General features: G+C 63.7%; 9 protein-coding genes and 7 pseudogenes. 13 read left to right on the top strand and 3 right to left on the bottom strand.

The features are described 5' to 3' along the window. The 5 genes and pseudogenes from E2L06_RS22650 to mce all read left to right on the top strand — a co-directional run. A pseudogene (locus E2L06_RS22650) lies at nucleotides 1-194 on the top strand (GNAT family N-acetyltransferase); the annotation flags it as partial. Between the two features lie 85 nt (nucleotides 195-279). Then, a pseudogene (locus tag E2L06_RS20415) lies at nucleotides 280-606 on the top strand (hypothetical protein). Nucleotides 607-690: 84 nt separating this feature from the next. Further along, a pseudogene (locus E2L06_RS23090) lies at nucleotides 691-2,361 on the top strand (methylmalonyl-CoA mutase); the annotation flags it as partial. Between the two features lie 226 nt (nucleotides 2,362-2,587). Beyond that, nucleotides 2,588-2,950: a hypothetical protein gene (locus E2L06_RS20405; RefSeq protein WP_249361395.1), complete on the top strand. Its 363-nt coding sequence runs from the start codon at nucleotides 2,588-2,590 to the stop codon at nucleotides 2,948-2,950. Between the two features lie 220 nt (nucleotides 2,951-3,170). Further along, nucleotides 3,171-3,557: a methylmalonyl-CoA epimerase gene (mce, locus tag E2L06_RS20400; protein ID WP_138780491.1), complete on the top strand. Its 387-nt coding sequence runs from the start codon at nucleotides 3,171-3,173 to the stop codon at nucleotides 3,555-3,557. Between the two features lie 250 nt (nucleotides 3,558-3,807). Here mce and E2L06_RS20395 read toward each other — a convergent pair. Further along, nucleotides 3,808-4,442: pseudogene (locus E2L06_RS20395) on the bottom strand (ferredoxin--NADP reductase). Between the two features lie 247 nt (nucleotides 4,443-4,689). Between E2L06_RS20395 and E2L06_RS23085 the strand changes: the two are divergent. The 3 genes and pseudogenes from E2L06_RS23085 to E2L06_RS20385 form a co-directional block, all read left to right on the top strand. Beyond that, a pseudogene (locus tag E2L06_RS23085) lies at nucleotides 4,690-5,721 on the top strand (2-oxoacid:acceptor oxidoreductase family protein); the annotation flags it as partial. Nucleotides 5,722-5,845: 124 nt separating this feature from the next. Next, nucleotides 5,846-6,370 (top strand): hypothetical protein, encoded by a 525-nt coding sequence (locus tag E2L06_RS23080; RefSeq protein ID WP_394348759.1) that lies wholly within the window; start codon nucleotides 5,846-5,848, stop codon nucleotides 6,368-6,370. A 91-nt stretch (nucleotides 6,371-6,461) separates the two neighbouring features. Further along, a pseudogene (locus E2L06_RS20385) lies at nucleotides 6,462-7,321 on the top strand (2-oxoacid:ferredoxin oxidoreductase subunit beta). Between the two features lie 186 nt (nucleotides 7,322-7,507). On the opposite strand, the gene E2L06_RS20380 reads toward E2L06_RS20385, so the two are convergent. Then, a complete protein-coding gene (locus tag E2L06_RS20380) occupies nucleotides 7,508-8,218 on the bottom strand; it encodes a helix-turn-helix domain-containing protein (protein WP_138780483.1) in 711 nt (236 codons plus the stop codon). Between the two features lie 185 nt (nucleotides 8,219-8,403). Between E2L06_RS20380 and E2L06_RS20375 the strand changes: the two are divergent. From E2L06_RS20375 to E2L06_RS20360, 4 genes and pseudogenes are all read left to right on the top strand, one after another. Beyond that, nucleotides 8,404-9,971, top strand: a pseudogene (locus E2L06_RS20375) (ABC1 kinase family protein). Between the two features lie 70 nt (nucleotides 9,972-10,041). Next, nucleotides 10,042-10,686 carry a metal-dependent hydrolase gene (locus E2L06_RS20370; protein WP_138780479.1) on the top strand — a complete coding sequence of 215 codons (645 nt, stop codon included), beginning with the start codon at nucleotides 10,042-10,044 and terminating at the stop codon, nucleotides 10,684-10,686. Nucleotides 10,687-10,909: 223 nt separating this feature from the next. Then, nucleotides 10,910-12,253, top strand: a complete 1,344-nt coding sequence (locus E2L06_RS20365; protein ID WP_138780477.1) for a hemolysin family protein — start codon at nucleotides 10,910-10,912, stop codon at nucleotides 12,251-12,253. Nucleotides 12,254-12,378: 125 nt separating this feature from the next. Then, on the top strand, nucleotides 12,379-13,050 hold the full coding sequence (locus E2L06_RS20360; protein WP_138780475.1) for a hypothetical protein: 672 nt from the start codon (nucleotides 12,379-12,381) through the stop codon (nucleotides 13,048-13,050). A 62-nt stretch (nucleotides 13,051-13,112) separates the two neighbouring features. On the opposite strand, the gene E2L06_RS20355 is transcribed toward E2L06_RS20360, so the two are convergent. After that, the gene (locus E2L06_RS20355; protein ID WP_138780473.1) at nucleotides 13,113-14,627 is read right to left on the bottom strand and encodes a hypothetical protein; all 1,515 of its coding nucleotides are present in this window, start codon (nucleotides 14,625-14,627) and stop codon (nucleotides 13,113-13,115) included. A 191-nt stretch (nucleotides 14,628-14,818) separates the two neighbouring features. Here E2L06_RS20355 and E2L06_RS20350 point away from each other — a divergent pair, with 191 nt between their 5' ends. Then, on the top strand, nucleotides 14,819-16,306 hold the full coding sequence (locus E2L06_RS20350; RefSeq protein WP_138780470.1) for a replication factor C large subunit: 1,488 nt from the start codon (nucleotides 14,819-14,821) through the stop codon (nucleotides 16,304-16,306). Nucleotides 16,307-16,420 lie beyond the last annotated feature (114 nt).

Genomic DNA, 16,420 nt, shown 5'->3' with positions numbered 1-16,420 from the left:
GCCAAACGCGAGGGTTCCGATCCGGACGCGGTACCGCTATCGATCGACGTCGATGAGTTCCGGATGCCCGAGCGGCTCCGGGAGCGTTCAAGCACGCGCCGGACGGACGCGAGGACGTCAGCAACGAGGAATCACCGGAGGACTTCGGCATCGATCCCGATTCGGCGACGTACAAGTACGATACGGGCCGGTAACGATGGGACCGCCTCCAACGGCGCTGCGCCGGCTAGGTCGTCGACGCCACAACACATAACGGATGGGGGAGGAGAAACAACAGTCATGACCGCGAACGGCTCAGAGGGTGCGACCGGAACCGAACACGCCGACAGCGACGAAGCGGACGATGTTCGCGTCTGGCTCGTCGAGCGAACTACGGGGACGACGAACTCAACATTATCATCCTCGTGTACGCGACGAAGACGGCCGGCGCTATCATCGCCGTGAGCGGCACTGACGAGCTTTTCGGGCCCAGTTCGCGAGACCAAGGCCGGGTTGTGCGTCCCGCCCGAGGCACTCGGGTCCGTCGACGACCCCGACACGCAAGCTCGCTACGCCGAGGAAGCGTCGCGGATGGCCGCCCGACACGAGCCGGACGATACCGTCTAACCCGCTCTGTTCTATTCAGCGACACGACACGTCCCTGGCCGTGTTCATCAAAGTTCAAGCCCCGTGCCGTCCACGCTTTCGATAATGTTCGATCCCGACGAACTCGAGGAGATCCGTGCCAGCAAGGAGGAGTGGCACGAGGAAGAGGTAGAACCGTCCTCGACCGCTTCGGCGAACGCAAGGAAACGTTTACGACCGATACGGGTGGCCAGGAAGTCGATCGGCTCTACACCCCGGCGGACGTCGACGATCTCGACTACGAGGAGGATCTCGGCAACCCGGCGAGCCGCCGTACACGCGCGGTGTCTACTCGACGGGCTACCGCGGTCGCCTCTGGACGATGCGCCAGTACGCCGGCTTCTCGACCCCGAAGACACCAACGAGCGCTATCACTACCTGCTCGATCAGGGTCAGACCGGCCTCTCGATGGCCTTCGACCTGCCGACCCAGATGGGCTACGACTCCGACGCCGACATGGCCGCCGGCGAAGTCGGCAAGGCCGGCGTCGCGATCGACTCGCTCGAGGACATGGAGACGGTCTTCGACGGCATTCCGCTCGATGAGGTCTCGACCTCGATGACGATCAACGCGCGCGTCGGTGCTGCTGCTGCGATGTACATCGCTGTCGGCGACCAGCAGGGCGTCGACCGCGAGGAACTCCGAGGGACGATCCAGAACGACATTCTGAAAGAATACATCGCACGCAACACCTACATCTACCCGCCGGAATCGTCGATGCGGATCATCACGGACATCTTCGAGTTCTGTGCCGAGGAGACGCCGAAGTTCAACACGATCTCGATCTCGGGCTACCACATCCGCGAGGCCGGCTCGACCGCGGCCCAGGAACTCGCCTTCACGCTGGGTAACGGCATCGAGTACGTCGAGACGGCGATCGAGGCCGGCCTCGACGTCGACGACTTTGCGCCCCAGCTCTCGTTCTTCTTCAACGGCCACAAAACATCTTCGAGGAGGTCGCGAAGTTCCGCGCGCCCGTCGGATGTGGCACGACATCATCGACGAGCGCTTCGACCCGGACGATCCCAAGTCCAAACAGCTCAAGTTCCACACCCAGACCGCTGGCTCGATGCTGACCGCCCAGCAGATCGAGAACAACGTCGTCCGCGTCGCCTATCAGGCGCTCGCGGCCGTCCTCGGGGCACCCAGAGTCTCCACACCAACGGCAAGGACGAGGCACTCGCGCTGCCGACCGAAGAATCCGTCCGCACGGCGCTGCGCACCCAGCAGATCCTCGGCCACGAGTCCGGCGCAGCCGACACCATCGACCCGCTTGCGGGCAGCTATTACGTCGAATCCCTGACCGACGAGGTCGAAGAAGAAGCCTACGAGATTCTGGACGAAGTCGAAGAACGCGGCGGCATGCTCGACGCCGTCGAACAACAGTGGGTCCAGCGTCAGATCCAGGATACGGCCTTCGACCGCCAGCGCGAAATCGAGGAGAAAGACCGGATCATCGTCGGCGTCAACGAGTTCGAAATCGAGGATGAAGAACCCGAGATGGACGTCGAAGAGGTCACCGAGGAAGACCAGCAACGCCAGATCGACAGTCTCGAGGAGACGCGCGCGGATCGCGACGACGAGGCAGTCGACGCGGCACTTGAGGCCCTGCGGGACGCCGCCCAGAGCGACCAGAACCTGATGCCGTACATCATCGACGCCGTCAAAACCTACGCGACGGTCGGCGAGATCTGTAACGTCCTGCGCGACGAGTTCGGCGAGTACCAGCCGGCAGCGCGGTCTAACGGGACGACTGCGAGCGCAGTCCACGACCGAGTCACCGCGACTGGTCGTCTGTACACCCAACTGTGGGCTATCGGACGGGGCTGGTGTCGAGTCCTGCCAACCGTTATTCGTTGGTACTGTCTCTTCCGATCGGCCGTTTTATAGGACAGCGAACATGTAACGACGGATACCGCAACGGTAATACTGTCAAATTTCGTCACGCCAACATAGTTCACTAATGTATACCATTGAACAGACGGATTTCGGCTTTCAGATTACTTTTGCCGGGAAGATGGACGAGGAAGAACTCCGTGAGTGGGCCGCCGACTCTCGAGCGGCGCTTCGGAGTTCGCCCGACGAGTTCGGCGTCCTCGTCGACATGCGGGATCTGAAACTACTCAGCGACGACGAGCAGCGCGTCATGCGGGAGGGACAACAACACTATCAGGACGCAGGCATGGTCCGCTCGAGCGTCATTCTCGATTCGGCGATTCTGACACTGCAGTTTCGTCGACTGGCTGGTCGATGGCATCGATCCGGACTATCAATGAGTCATACGGACTCCTGTCGGTGGGTTCCGGCGCACCCGCAGGACGGGTAGCGGGTACGCCGGAACATCGGGACAGCAGACCGTATCAGCGATGAACCGGATGAAGACACCAAGCGAGGCGTCGAAGCTACCATTTGGACACGGACGGTCCACCTGCTCGTCACTCCCGCGTGCGTTAACTTATGGATCTGCGTTCTTCTCTGATCGACGCCGGGTTCGATTCGACGGCGAATCACAACAATAACGCAGTCGCCACGAGGAACACAGCCTGATGCACTTCGATCACGCCGGCATCGCGACCGACGACGCACAGGCACTCGCGGAACTGTACGGTGATCTCTTCGGTCTCGAGGTCGCCCACGAAGAGGAGTTCGACGGCATGCGCGTCGTCTTTCTCGACTGTGGCAATGGCTACTTCGAGCTGCTCGAGCCGCTCGAGGACGACAGCACGATCGCGCGCTATCTCGAGGACGGCGGCGCGGGCATCCACCACCTCGCGCTCGCGACCGACGACATCGAGGCCGCCCTCGAGACGGCACGCGACCACGACGTGACGCTCATCGACGAGGAGCCACGCCCGGGCGCGTGGAGCCACTCGGTTGCGTTCCTCCATCCGAAAGACACCGGCGGCATTCTCGTGGAATTCGTCGAACACTGACAGCCGTCGGTGGTTGAGACGGGCTGCTGTCACGCTGTCCCGGCCCGACCGCAGGGTGATCACGGGACCACCAGCACTGCCGGACAGGGGTCCGGCTCAGTGATGCCAAACGCGGCTACCGCGTCTGCGACGAGATACACGTGGAGAGTCTACTGACCGTGAGCTGTGGCTCTGGTGTCTTGTCGGAATGTCTATCATTAGCAACGTCCACCGACAATCGAAAGTGGGGACGCTGCGAGCTCGGACAGTGCTATCCGAAGTTCTCGATCAGCGCGTCGTCGGGATCACCGCCGTCGCGTTCGATCGTGTCGGCGACAGTCGTGACGAAATCGTCGAAACCGAACGCATACAGCTGGCCGTCCTCGCGGTGGGTCACAACGGCGTCTGCCAGTTCAGCGTCCGCATCTTCGTCGACGATCGTGACCGTCGCGCCGCGTTTTCGAGTGCCTCGAGTCGGGCTTCGTGTGCAGGGTCGTCGTCCTGATAGATCACGACGGCGTCGTGGCCAGCGTCCTGTGCCGCTTCGGCGATCGCGACCGCGCCGCGCCGCCGCCGGGACGCCGGCGACGGCGACCACGTCGTCACCGTCGTAGGTGGTCCGGCCGAACGGCCCGTCGATGGCAACCGTTTCGCCACCCCGAGGTCGGCCAGCCACGGCGAGAGGTCCCCGTCAGGATCGATGCCGACGGTGAGTTCGAACGTCTCCTCGACGGACGACGACGAGAGCGTGTAGTGGCGTGAGAGCACCTCGTCGTCGGGCTCGGCCCGGAGCAAGACGAACTGGCCCGGCTGGGCGTCGAAGTCTGCGGGTGTTTCGAGCTCGAGTGCGACGGTACCGGGACCGACTTCGCTGACTGATGCGACGGTGACTGGCGTCCCCTCCATATGAACCGGTTGAGTGGCCGATTGAAAAGACGTTCCGTTTCGCCCACAACGCTATCAACAGTTGCGTTCGTCTAGATGTATTGGAATGCGCGCTGCGAAACCAAATCCTCCCTTTTCGTCGGCTATTTCTTTCTCCCGCTAGTTGTTTCGGCAATAGTATGAAACAATTAATTTAGTGTCATTGGACACCAAACGGCTCGAGCGCTGTTGCGGTGGTTCTGTTGGGGTTTCAGAAGCCTTTTCATTTATGGGGGGTAAGGCTCAGGACAACATGGCTGAGGATCTCAACTGGGCGGTCGGTGGCGAAGCCGGAGACGGTATCGACTCCACCGGGAAAATCTTCGCTCAGGCACTTGCCCGAGCCGGACGGCACGTATTCACGTCGAAAGACTTCGCATCGCGAATCCGAGGTGGCTACACCGCCTACAAGATTCGCACGTCGGTCGACCAGGTGCAAAGCGTCGTCGACCGTCTCGACATCCTCGTCGCGCTGACACAGCGTACCATCGACGAGAACCTCGACGAACTCCACGAAGGCAGCGCCATCATCTACGACGGCGAGCGCTCGTGGGAGGCCGAGATTCCCGAGGAGATGACGGCGGTCGACGTCCCACTGAAGTCGCTGGCCGAGGAAGCCGGCGGCGCGATCATGCGCAACATCGTCGCGCTCGGTGCGGCGTGTGAGATCACCGGCTTCGACGTCGAGTACCTCGACGAAGCCCTAGAGAAGCGCTTCGGTGGCAAGGGCTCGAAGATCGTCGAGAACAACAAAGAGGCTGCCCGGGCAGGTCAGGAGTACGTCCAGGAGAACTACGACCTCGATCACCTCGGCTACAACCTCGAGACGACCGACAACGACTACGTCCTCCTCAACGGCAACGAGGCGGTCGGTATGGGTGCACTCGCCGCCGGCTGTCGGTTCTACGCCGGCTATCCGATCACACCCGCGACCTCCATCATGGAGTACCTGACAGGGCGGATCGAAGAGTACGGCGGTCACGTCGTGCAGGCCGAAGACGAACTCTCGGCGATCAACATGGCACTCGGTGGCGCACGCGCCGGTGCCCGATCGATGACCGCGACATCCGGCGCGGGGATCGACCTCATGACCGAGACGTTCGGACTGGTCGCGACCAGCGAGACGCCGCTGGTCATCGCCGACGTTCAGCGCTCGGGCCCCTCGACGGGGATGCCGACGAAACAGGAACAGGGCGACCAACATGGCCCTGTACGGTGGCACGGCGAAGTCCCACGCTTTGTCGTCGCGCCGACGTCGATCGACGAGTGTTTCTGGAAGACCGTCGAGGCGTTCAACCTTGCTGAAAAGTACCAGACCCGTGTTCCTGGTTTCCGACCTGGCGATGTCCGTCACCGAACAGACGTTCCCGCCGGAGGCCTTCGACATGGACGCAGTCGAGATCGACCGCGGCAAACTCGTCGACGAGGACGATGTCGACGAGTGGCTCGACGCACAGGGTCACTTCCGCGCCCACGCCGTCACCGACGACGGCATCAGCCCGCGTGCCATCCCCGGCATGACCGACGGTGCACACATGAGCACGGGCCTCGAGCACGACGAACTCGGCCGCCGAACCGAAGACGAAGACGAACGCGTCCACCAGGTCGACAAGCGCAACCGCAAGGTCGAGACGGCCCGCGAACGAGAGGACTGGGACTACCGCGAGTTCGGCGACGAAGACGCCGACAACCTCGTCATATCCTGGGGTTCCAACGAGGGCGCACTCGCCGAAGCGCTCGAGTATCTCGAGGAGGACGGCATCGACGTCCGCGTCATCTCGGTGCCCTACATCTTCCCACGGCCGGACCTCTCCGATGAGATCGAGGCCGCCGACGAGACGATCGTCGTCGAGTGTAACGCGAACGGACAGTTCGCCGACCTGATCGAACACGACGTGCTTACCGCGTGAAACGCATTAACAAGTACACCGGCGTCCGCTTCAAGGCGGACGAACTCGCAGACGAGATTACCGCGAAACTCTCCGAAGAGGTGCCAGCACAATGAGCTCCGACGTACGATTCACCGACTTCAAATCCGACAAGCAGCCGACCTGGTGTCCTGGATGCGGCGACTTCGGGACGATGAACGGCATGATGAAAGCCTCGCGAACACCGGCAACGACCCCGACAACACCTTCGTGGTGGCCGGGATCGGCTGTTCCGGCAAGATCGGGACCTACATGCACAGCTACGCCCTCCACGGGGTTCACGGCCGTGCGCTCCCGGTCGGTACGGCGTCAAGATGGCCCGTCCCGACATCGAAGTGATGGTCGCCGGCGGCGACGGTGACGGTACTCGATCGGTGCCGGTCACTTCGTCCACGCCGTTCGCCGGAACGTCGACATGACCTACTGTGTCATGGACAACCGCATCTACGGGCTGACGAAGGGACAGGCCTCGCCGACTTCGCGGTCGGACTTCGAGACCTCAACGACCCCGAAGGTACCAAACAGTCGCCGGTCAACCCGCTTGCACTGGCGCTTGCCTCCGGCGCCTCTTTCATCGCGCAGTCCTTTAGCTCCGACGCGATGCGCCACGCTGAAATCGTCCAGAAGGCGATCGAACACGACGGCTTCGGCTTCGTCAACGTCTTCAGCCCGTGTGTCACGTTCAACGACGTCGACACCTACGACTACTTCCGCGACAACCTCGTCGATCTTCAGGAAGAGGACCACGACCCGACCGACTACGAGGCCGCCAAGGAAGTCATCCTCGACAGCGACAAGGAGTACCAGGGCGTCATGTACCAGGACGAAAACTCCGTGCCGTACCACGAGAAACACGGCGTCACCGAGGACATGTCCGAGATTCCCGACGGCGCGCCCGACGACGCGATGGACCTCGTCCGCGAGTTCTACTGAGATCGCTGATCGCGTCCATCGGGACTGATTCGTTAAGCCGTTTTTTCGCGACGTACTCGAGCCGACGACAGCCAGTCGCTCGTCCAGTGGTCGAACGACAGCGTGTCGCTACTGCCGGTCACTGTCACTGCACACTCGGTCCCACCGATCCAGGCTTCAAAACCAATGTCTCGCGGTGTCCCGTGACTACTCGAGACTGACGAGATACTCGAGCATGTCGTCCAGCGGTGCGTTCGTCACGGCGAGCGAGTAACCGTCGATCCGCGCGAGGTCGGCCGCGTGATCCCAGAGATCGGCTTCCTCGATACCGTGAAGGATGACGGCGTTGGGCGTCGGATTGACGACGCGTAACGCCACGAGCGGCGACTCTCCGCGGGTCACGCCGGTAAAGACGAGGACGCGATTCGTGCTCTGTCCGTAGAGCCGGAAGAACTCCTCACTCGAGAGGCGCGTGATCGCCTCGATGCTGTCGATGACGGTGTGGCCGCTGACGCGGTCGGTGCCGCTCGAGGCCACTTCGGTCGCCTCGAGGTCGTCGTACAGTTGTGCGAGTGGAATCGAGGTGGCATACTCACGGAGGTCGTAGACCACATCGCTCTCGAAGCCCGCCGAGAGGACCCGACCGTACTGTCGGATACGCTCACCACCGCGTCGCTCGTCGATCGCGAGCAGTCCAGAGACGAGTCGGCCGACGACGCCGATGCCGGGGCTCTCTCGGCGGCCGCTCTCGTAGTCGGAGATGACCGACGAGGAGACCTCGAGTTCTGCCGCGAGATCGGTCTGTGAGATGTCGAAGTCGGTGCGCCACTTGCGCAGCGTCGCGCCAGGGTCGTCGCTCAGCGTGATCTCCCCGGCAATCTTCTCCGCGAGCTCCCGTTTCGGGCCGCGTCCGCTCATACCCGTCGGTCATCCGGTCGACTCAAGTAGCTACCGGAGACCGGTCGGAGACGGCCGGTGTCCGACGACGTAGCCGGCGATCGTCGCGGCGGTATCTCCCGCCGGAGCACTGACGTATTTGTGCCCGGTGTTCGAAGACGACGTATGAACTGTCTCCCGATTGAGTGTTCGGTCCCCGACGACCGATGAAGGGCTACTATCTCCGCTACGTGCAGGTTCTCCTGCAGTTCTTTCCCCTCGCGATTGCATTTCTCAGGGACCGACGGCGGTTCCTGCTGTTCGGCCCGTCTCGGCAGGTCTCGACCGAGGTCCACCGCGATCGCGCCCAGCGACTCACGGAGACGATGCTCGAGTTGGGACCGGCCTTCATCAAGGTCGGCCAGGTGCTGTCGACGCGGCCGGACATCGTTCCGCCGACGTACGTCGAGGAGTTCGCGACGCTGCAGGACGAAGTGCCCGAAGACGCGGGCGGCGACCCGATGACCGTCGTCGAGTCCGAACTCGAGGACGTTATCGATCTCGAGACGCTCGAGCCGGTCGCCGGCGGCTCGCTGGCGTTCGTCTACACCGCCGACTACGAGGGCGAACGGATCGCCCTGAAGGTCCGGCGGCCGGGGATCGTCTCGCTGATCGAGCGCGACCTGCGGGTCATCAGGGGGTTCGTCCCGTTGCTCCTGTTGGTCGCCGACGAGCGCCAACGGTATTCGATCGAGAACCTCGCCGGCGACTTCGAGGATATCATCCTCGAGGAACTCGACTTCGCCCGCGAAGCGTCGATCATGGCGGAGATCGACGACAACTTCGCAGACAACGATCGGATCGTCGTCCCGGAGACCTACCCCGACCTGTGTTCGGAGCGTGTCGTCGCGATGGAGTATATCGAGGGAAGGAAGATCACTGACGAGCACGCGCTGGCCGAGGTCGGCATCGAACCGACCGAGCTGGCGACGTTGATCGCCCGCACCTACCTGAAGATGGGGCTCGTCGACGGCGTCTTCCACGCGGACCCCATCCCGGCAACCTCTCGGTGACCGACGACGGCCGGCTCGTCATCTACGATTACGGCATGAGTCAGCGGCTCACGGACAAAGAGCAAGCCGACATCACGGCGCTCTACCGGGCCCTCGTCCGCCGCGACGTCGACGGCCTCCTGAACACGCTCATCGCGCTCGAGGTGCTCGATCCGTCGGTCGATCGGGTCCAGGTCCGGCGGGTGCTCGAGCTGGTCATCGAGAGCCTTGAGGGCCGTTCGGCGATTACCTGGCGGGAGATCATCACCGAACTGTTCGCGCGGCTCCACGAGTTCCCGTTTCGCATCCCGCCGAACGTGATGCTGCTCATGCGTGTCGGCACGGTCGGCGAGGGTGTCTGTCGCACCCTCGATCCCGAGTTCGACTTCATCGGCGTCACGCGCTCGTTTCTCGTCGACCACGGGTTCATCGAGAGCGAACTCGAGACGCTGGTCGCGGACGTGCGCGGTGATCTCCGCGAGTCACTGCCCGTCCTCGCACGGGCCCCGGCCCGATTCGACACCGTCTTTGGCCAGCTCGAGCGCGGCGACCTCGTCGTCAGGACTGACCCGCTCGAGCCGACCAGCGGCGGTGATCCGTCTGTCGGCTACGCCATCGTCGCCGGGGCGCTGTTCGTCGCCGCGTCCGTGTTGACCCTTCAGGACGGCTCGCTCGGGATCGTGGCTGGGCTCGTTGGGCTCCTGTTTCTCGGGCAGTACGTGCGCACGCGACGTCATCGGTGAGGGCGGGCCGACACGCTTTCGGGTCCAGTGTCCCCAACAGTCAAGCCCTCACGGTTCGAGTCGGGGGACTGTGCCATCGACCGTCGTCCACGTCGCGTTCGCCGGCCTGCTCGGGACTGCGTTGCTTGCCGACGCGTTCGATACCCGCGCGATTCTGGTCGTGATGGGTTCGAACGCGCTTTTCGATCTCGATACGCTGATCGGAATCGTCGTCCCCGGAACGCATCGGGCGGCGTTGCACAACGTCTGGATCGTCCTCGTTCCCGCGGCCGTTCTGTTGTGGGACGGTGCGATCCGCGAGGAGTCGCTCGTCCGAAAGCGGTGGGGCGACGCCGCCCCGCGCGTCGCGTGGGTCACACTGGCGGCGCTGCTGTTCGCACACGTCCTGTTCGACGCCTTTTTCAACGGCGTTAACCTCTTTTGGCCGCTTCACGACCGCTTTTACGACCTCTCCGGAACGTTGCTCGTGACCGACCAGCGCGGGCTCGTCCAGACGTTCGTCGAACTCGACGCCGGCGACGTCGCCGAGACGACCGCCCGCGGGACGACCGAGAACACCCACTACCGGACCGGGTTCGATCCAACCCGCGAGGAGCCCGCGACCGGCGTCGAACGGATCTTCCCCATCGCGGCAACCGGCGAACGGTTCGTCCTCACCGTCGCCGGCTTCGCGGCGGTTCTCGTGCGGGTCGTCGAAAAACGGCGAGCGGAGTGAGACGGAGCGCCGCCTGCCAGCGCCACGGTTTTGTAAGTGGTGTGCCAAGTGAGCGTATGATCGCGTGTGCCGGCGAGTTGGCGACCGCGCTAGTCCTGCCGCCGAGCGTCGTCTCTCGCGCTGTCGAATCGGACAGTCGAAGCCAGCGGCCCGAGTGGCGATCACGGCTCGTCACCGAGCTAGCGACGGTATCGGGACGTTCACGACCGTCGGAGAAGGGACGATGGTAGACCTCGCGTTCTCGTTCGGGCGGCTCCTCTTTGCCCTCTTTCTGGTCTTCCTGAACGGCTTTTTCGTCGCCGCGGAGTTCGCGTACGTCCGCATCCGATCGACACAGATCGAAACGCTCGTCGAGGAGGGGCGGTCGTCGGCGAAGCTCGTCCAGGAAGCCGAGGAGAACTTAGATGACTACCTCGCGACCACCCAGCTCGGGATCACGATCGCCTCGCTGGGGCTTGGCTGGGTCGGCGAACCGGCTATCGCTTCGCTGCTCGAGCCCGTGCTCGGCTCGCTCCTCCCGGCGGGCACGCTCCATCTGGTCTCGATCGCGATCGGGTTCAGTGTCATCACCTTCCTCCACGTCGTCTTCGGAGAACTCGCGCCGAAGACGCTCGCTATCGCAGAGGCCGAGCGGATCGCGTTGCTGGTCGCTGCGCCGATGAAGTTCTTCTACTACATTTTCATCCCGGGGATCGTCGTCTTCAACGGCACGGCGAACTTCTTTACGCGACTGATCGGCGTCGCGCCGGCCTCCGAGCGTGAGGAGAGCCACAGCCCTGAGGAGATCCTGCGCATCGTCTCGCGATCGGGCGAGCAGGGAGCCGTCGATACGGACGAAGTCGAGATGATCGAGTCGGTCTTCGACCTGGGCGAGACGCCCGCCCGCGAGGTGATGGTTCCCCGGCCCGACGTCGTCACCGTCGACGCCGATATGCCCCTCTCGGAACTGCGTGCCGTCGCCGCAAGTGGGAGCTACACCCGGTTTCCCATCGTCGACAAAGACGCCGACGACCCGGTGATCGGCTTCGTCCACGCGAAGGACGTGCTCCACGCGATCGAAACGGCAGCCGACACCGAGGCCGAGCCGACCGCGCGGGACCTCGCTCGAGACGTCATCTTCGTCCCGGAAACCCGCCGGATCGACGAGGTCCTGACGGAGTTTCGCCGGCGGAACGTCCAATTGGCCGTCGTCATCGACGAGTGGGGTGCCTTCGAAGGGATCCTGACGAGCGAAGACGTCGTCGAGGTCGTCATCGGCGAGATCCAAGACGAGTTCGACGTCGCCGAGATGGAACCCTCGATCGACGAACTCGAGGACGGCCGTTACGCCGTCGACGGCGGCGTCTCGCTGGCCGACGTCAACGAGGCGTTCGCGACGAGCTTCGAGAGCGAGGCGTTCGACACCATTGGCGGACTGGTGTTGAGTCGCCTCGGCCGCGCCCCCGAGATCGGCGACGTGATCGAGGCAGACGGCTACGAGTTGACCGTCGACGCCGTCGAGGGAACCCGCATCGCGAGCGTGACCGTCGACGAGGCGACGGCCGAGGTCGAGGAGTCGTCGGACTGAGTCGGCCGTGGTCGGCGGCTCGAATCGTCCAGTTGATACTCTGGATAGTCACGTCCGATCCGATGACTGTATCCAAAAGTAACATATTCCAGACATTTTATGGTGCAAGGCGGACTGGACCGGATATGGATCGCCGGACGTTCATCGGCGCGACAGGTATCGGAGTCGGAGTGACAGGCTGTCTCGACACGAATCGCACCGACTCGGCCGGCGGGAACGGGACGGACAACGGTCCCGAATCGCGCGGTTCGGACGATGTAGCGACCGGTTCCGACGAGGGCCATACAGGGCCCACCGAGTCGTCGAACGACACTGCTGGGAGTCCCGATGACTCGAGCGAGGCCGACGCGGAACCCGAGGAGTCGGACGATCCCGGTGATAAGGCCACTAAGTCGAAACGGGACGTGGCGTTCGACTCCTGTACTCGAGCCACGGTAACCGGCTCGTTCGAGGACGGCGACGTCGCCTTGGCGAGTACGGGATTCTACGATGATGGCCTCTACGGCAATACCCTCCTCGAGGACGGGGTCGTCTTCGGGGACGACGTCGACGCCCCGTTTTCGGGAACGGTCGTCTTCGAGATCGCCGACGACTCGAACGTCCGGGAGCGGCCACGCGATGGTGAGATCGTTATCGGGATTCCGGACTACGGCAGCGACGGCACCGTCATCTCGTCGCTGACGACTCGACGGGCAGACTACGAGCGAGTCACGCCGACACACGAAAACCCACACGCCGGGAACTGTCTCAGCGACCTCGAGGCCGACAGCGCCGACGCGACGCTCGAGGGTGGGTAACGCGGGGAAACTAGGGTCGGCGTGGCTCGCGGAAGCGAGGAAAGAACGGGCGACTACTGCGCTCAGGGCCACTCGACGATCGGGTCACCGGCCCCTGACCGACGGATGTACTCGGTTTGCATCTCGTGGACGGCGTCGGTAAACCGCATGCCAGCGTCGAGGTGGTCGGCGACGCGGGCCAGCTTCCACCGACTTGGGGTCAGTCGATCGGTCCAGCGCGTCTCGATCGGGGCGAGATACTCTTCGATGGCTTCACCGGGAACGCCCTGCTCGTGGAGTCCCCGACGAGCGAACTCGAAGACCTCCTCATAGATCACGGTTCGATCGGTGGTCCGGTCGCCGTCGACAGTGATCCAGGCGAGGTCGGCGTCGAGCCCGTCTTCGACCGCATTGTAGAAACTCCGTTCGGCCGCGTCGCGCTCGAGGCTCGCGAGCGGATGGTCGGCCGCACACAAGCCTCGAACGAGGCCGGCGACGAGCCACTGGAACCCGACGTTTTCGACGATCGTCGGCTGCGTGGGGAGGGGCCGATATTCGATGCGGATCGACCAGTGGTCGCCCTGGCCGACCGGCTGTCCACCGACGACGGCGCGGAGCCACCGCCAGTAGGTCCCCCGCTTGTGGCCGAGTTCCCAGAACCGGTCGGGAAACGTCTCGCGATCGCCCGCCTCGAGCCACTCGCGGAGAAACGGGGCACACGTCGGGTCGGCGACGAGCTCGTCGATCGTGTCGGCTGCGCTCCCGATCTCCTCGGGGAAGCGGACCTTCTCCCACGCGTGATTGATCGACTGCTCGAACACCGGAATCCGGAGTTCGTGATAGGTTTCCTCGAGTAGGCGAGACGGCTCCGCGACATCGTACAGATCCGGCGGCAGGAGCGGCGAGTTCGTCGCTAACGCGAGTACGGGACCGAGCGTCCGAACGGCGATGTTGTGATAGTCGGAGAACGATTCGGCGCGAGGGATCTGGATATGGGGCTGGATCGAACTCGTCAGCGACTCGAAGAGGATCGACGGGAACTGACACTCGGCTCCCGGAACGGTCAGGCTGACGGATCCTGCGGTTCGCTTCAACACGTCGTTGTCGATCGCGTAGTACCGAGGCGAGGCGGTCATGTTCTCGGCGATCGTGACCTCCTCGCGCTCGCGGACGGCCCCGAGGTACGCCTGCGTTCCGCCTTGGGGCGGGATCGTCCACATGGCATCTAGAACGATCTCCGTGCCCGCTCGATCCGCTGCTTGCTGGACGCGCCGGTAGCGGCGCTGGAGCTGTGTCGCCTGGGCGAGGACCCCCTCACCGTCGAACGGGCTCGGACTGGTGTTGAACTCGACGTTGTGCCGCCCGAGTTCCTTCTCGCAGGGCCCCTCGAGGACGGGATCGGGCACGCGAGCCAGCCGCCCGTCGTCGTCGACGGCGTACGCCTCGAGTTCGATCCCGAGGCCGAAGCTGGGGTTGTCGAGACGACCTGCACGAAGGGCGTCGGTGAGACGGACGGCTTGCTCGTCGACGCGTCGGTCGAACTCGCTTCGCGTCGCGTCTCGAAGCGAGCGCCTGACGAGGTCGGTGTGATCCGCCATCACCTGGATAAAGCTATCCCAGTCGCTTAGAAGTATGGTGCGACCGCGCCGCTTGCGGTGCCGTTGTCACGGTTGTAGTAGCTATTATATAGCCAGCGGCGAGGACGTCATACCGCGTTTCGACGTGAAAACGGTTAGCGAGGAGTGACGCTCCGCAATCCCTAAACGCCGAACACACCAACTACAGCGCAATGACCGACTGGACCGAAACGTACCGCCCGACGACGCTGTCGGAGGTACGCGGCAACAACAAGGCCCGCGACCAGCTGAAAGAGTGGGCCGAAACCTGGGACGACCACCGACAGGCGGTGATCGTCCACGGCAGCCCCGGCGTCGGGAAGACATCCGCCGCTCACGCGCTGGCGAACGATATGGGCTGGCCCGTGATGGAACTCAACGCCAGCGACAGCCGAGGAGCGGACGTCATCGAGAAGATCGCCGGGGAGGCCGCAAAGAGCGGGACGCTGACGGGCGGCGAGGCGGGCCGCCGACTGGTCATCTTGGACGAGGCGGACAACTTCCACGGGAACGCCGACTACGGCGGCTCGCGGGAGGTGACTCGCGTCGTCAAGAACGCCAACCAGCCGATCGTCCTCGTGGCAAACGAGTTCTACGACATGAGCCAGTCGCTGCGCAACGCCTGCGAGACGATCGAGTTCCGCGACGTCTCGAAGCGTTCGATCGTCCCCGTCCTGCGGGACATCTGCCGGCGCGAAGGCATCGAGTTCGAGGAGGAAGCTCTCGAGAAGATCGCCGAGTCGACCAGCGGCGACCTGCGCTCGGCGGTCAACGACCTGCAGGCAGTCGCCGAGGAAACCGAGCGGCTAACCGTCGAGGACGTGGTCACGAGCGAGCGCGACACCACCGAGGGGATCTTCGACTTCCTCGACGACCTCATCAAGGAGAAAGACGCCGAGGGCGCGCTGCGGGCCTCCTACGACGTCGACGAGACGCCCGACGACCTGTTGAACTGGATCGAGGACAACGTCCCGAAGGACTACGAGGGCGCCGAACTGGCCGACGCCTACGAGTTCCTCTCGAATGCCGACCGCTGGCTTGGCCGGGTGCGAGCCACACAGGACTACTCCTACTGGCGGTACGCGACGGACAACATGACCGCCGGCGTCGCCGCCTCGAGACGCGGTGACAAGGGCGGCTGGACGCGCTACGGCCCGCCGAGTTACTGGTCGAAACTCGGTCGCACCAAGGGAACCCGGAACACCCGCGATTCGATCGCCGAGCGCATCGCCGAGCGCGAGGGCGCGAGCGTCGCCACTGTCCGCCGGGAGATTCTTCCGTTCCTCTCGGCGATGACCCACCACTGCAAGAACCGGGAGCTGACGGTTCGCATGGCCGCGGCCTACGACCTCGACGAGTCGGACATCTCCTTTATTACCGGAAGCGGAAAAGATACCAACAAGGTCCAGTCGATCGTCGCGGACGCCGACGAGCTGAAAGCTGAGCAGACGGTCGAGCACTCGGGCAACGCCTTCTTGGAGGCCGAGCGCTCGAGTACAGAGACCGACGAGCCGACCGATGGTGACGACGATAGTGACGAACGCAGCCAGCAGACGCTTACGGGTTCGGCAGACGACACAGCAGCGGATGACACCGCAGCCGCCGATTCGGCGACCGACGAACCGGACGCCGATCAATCCGGACTGAGCGATTTCATGTAAGCTGGCGGTTTCATCGAGACCTTCGACAGTCGGTCAGCGGCCGATGGCCCAGATTCTATCGACATACAAATATAGGAATTTTTATTGATCGACACTCTTACGTCGATGAACGGT

This window comes from Haloterrigena sp. H1, from assembly GCF_005938085.1.
GTDB lineage: Archaea > Halobacteriota > Halobacteria > Halobacteriales > Natrialbaceae > Natrinema.
The sequence above is the reverse complement of the archived record's forward strand: the minus strand, read 5'-3'. Positions and strand labels throughout refer to the sequence as shown.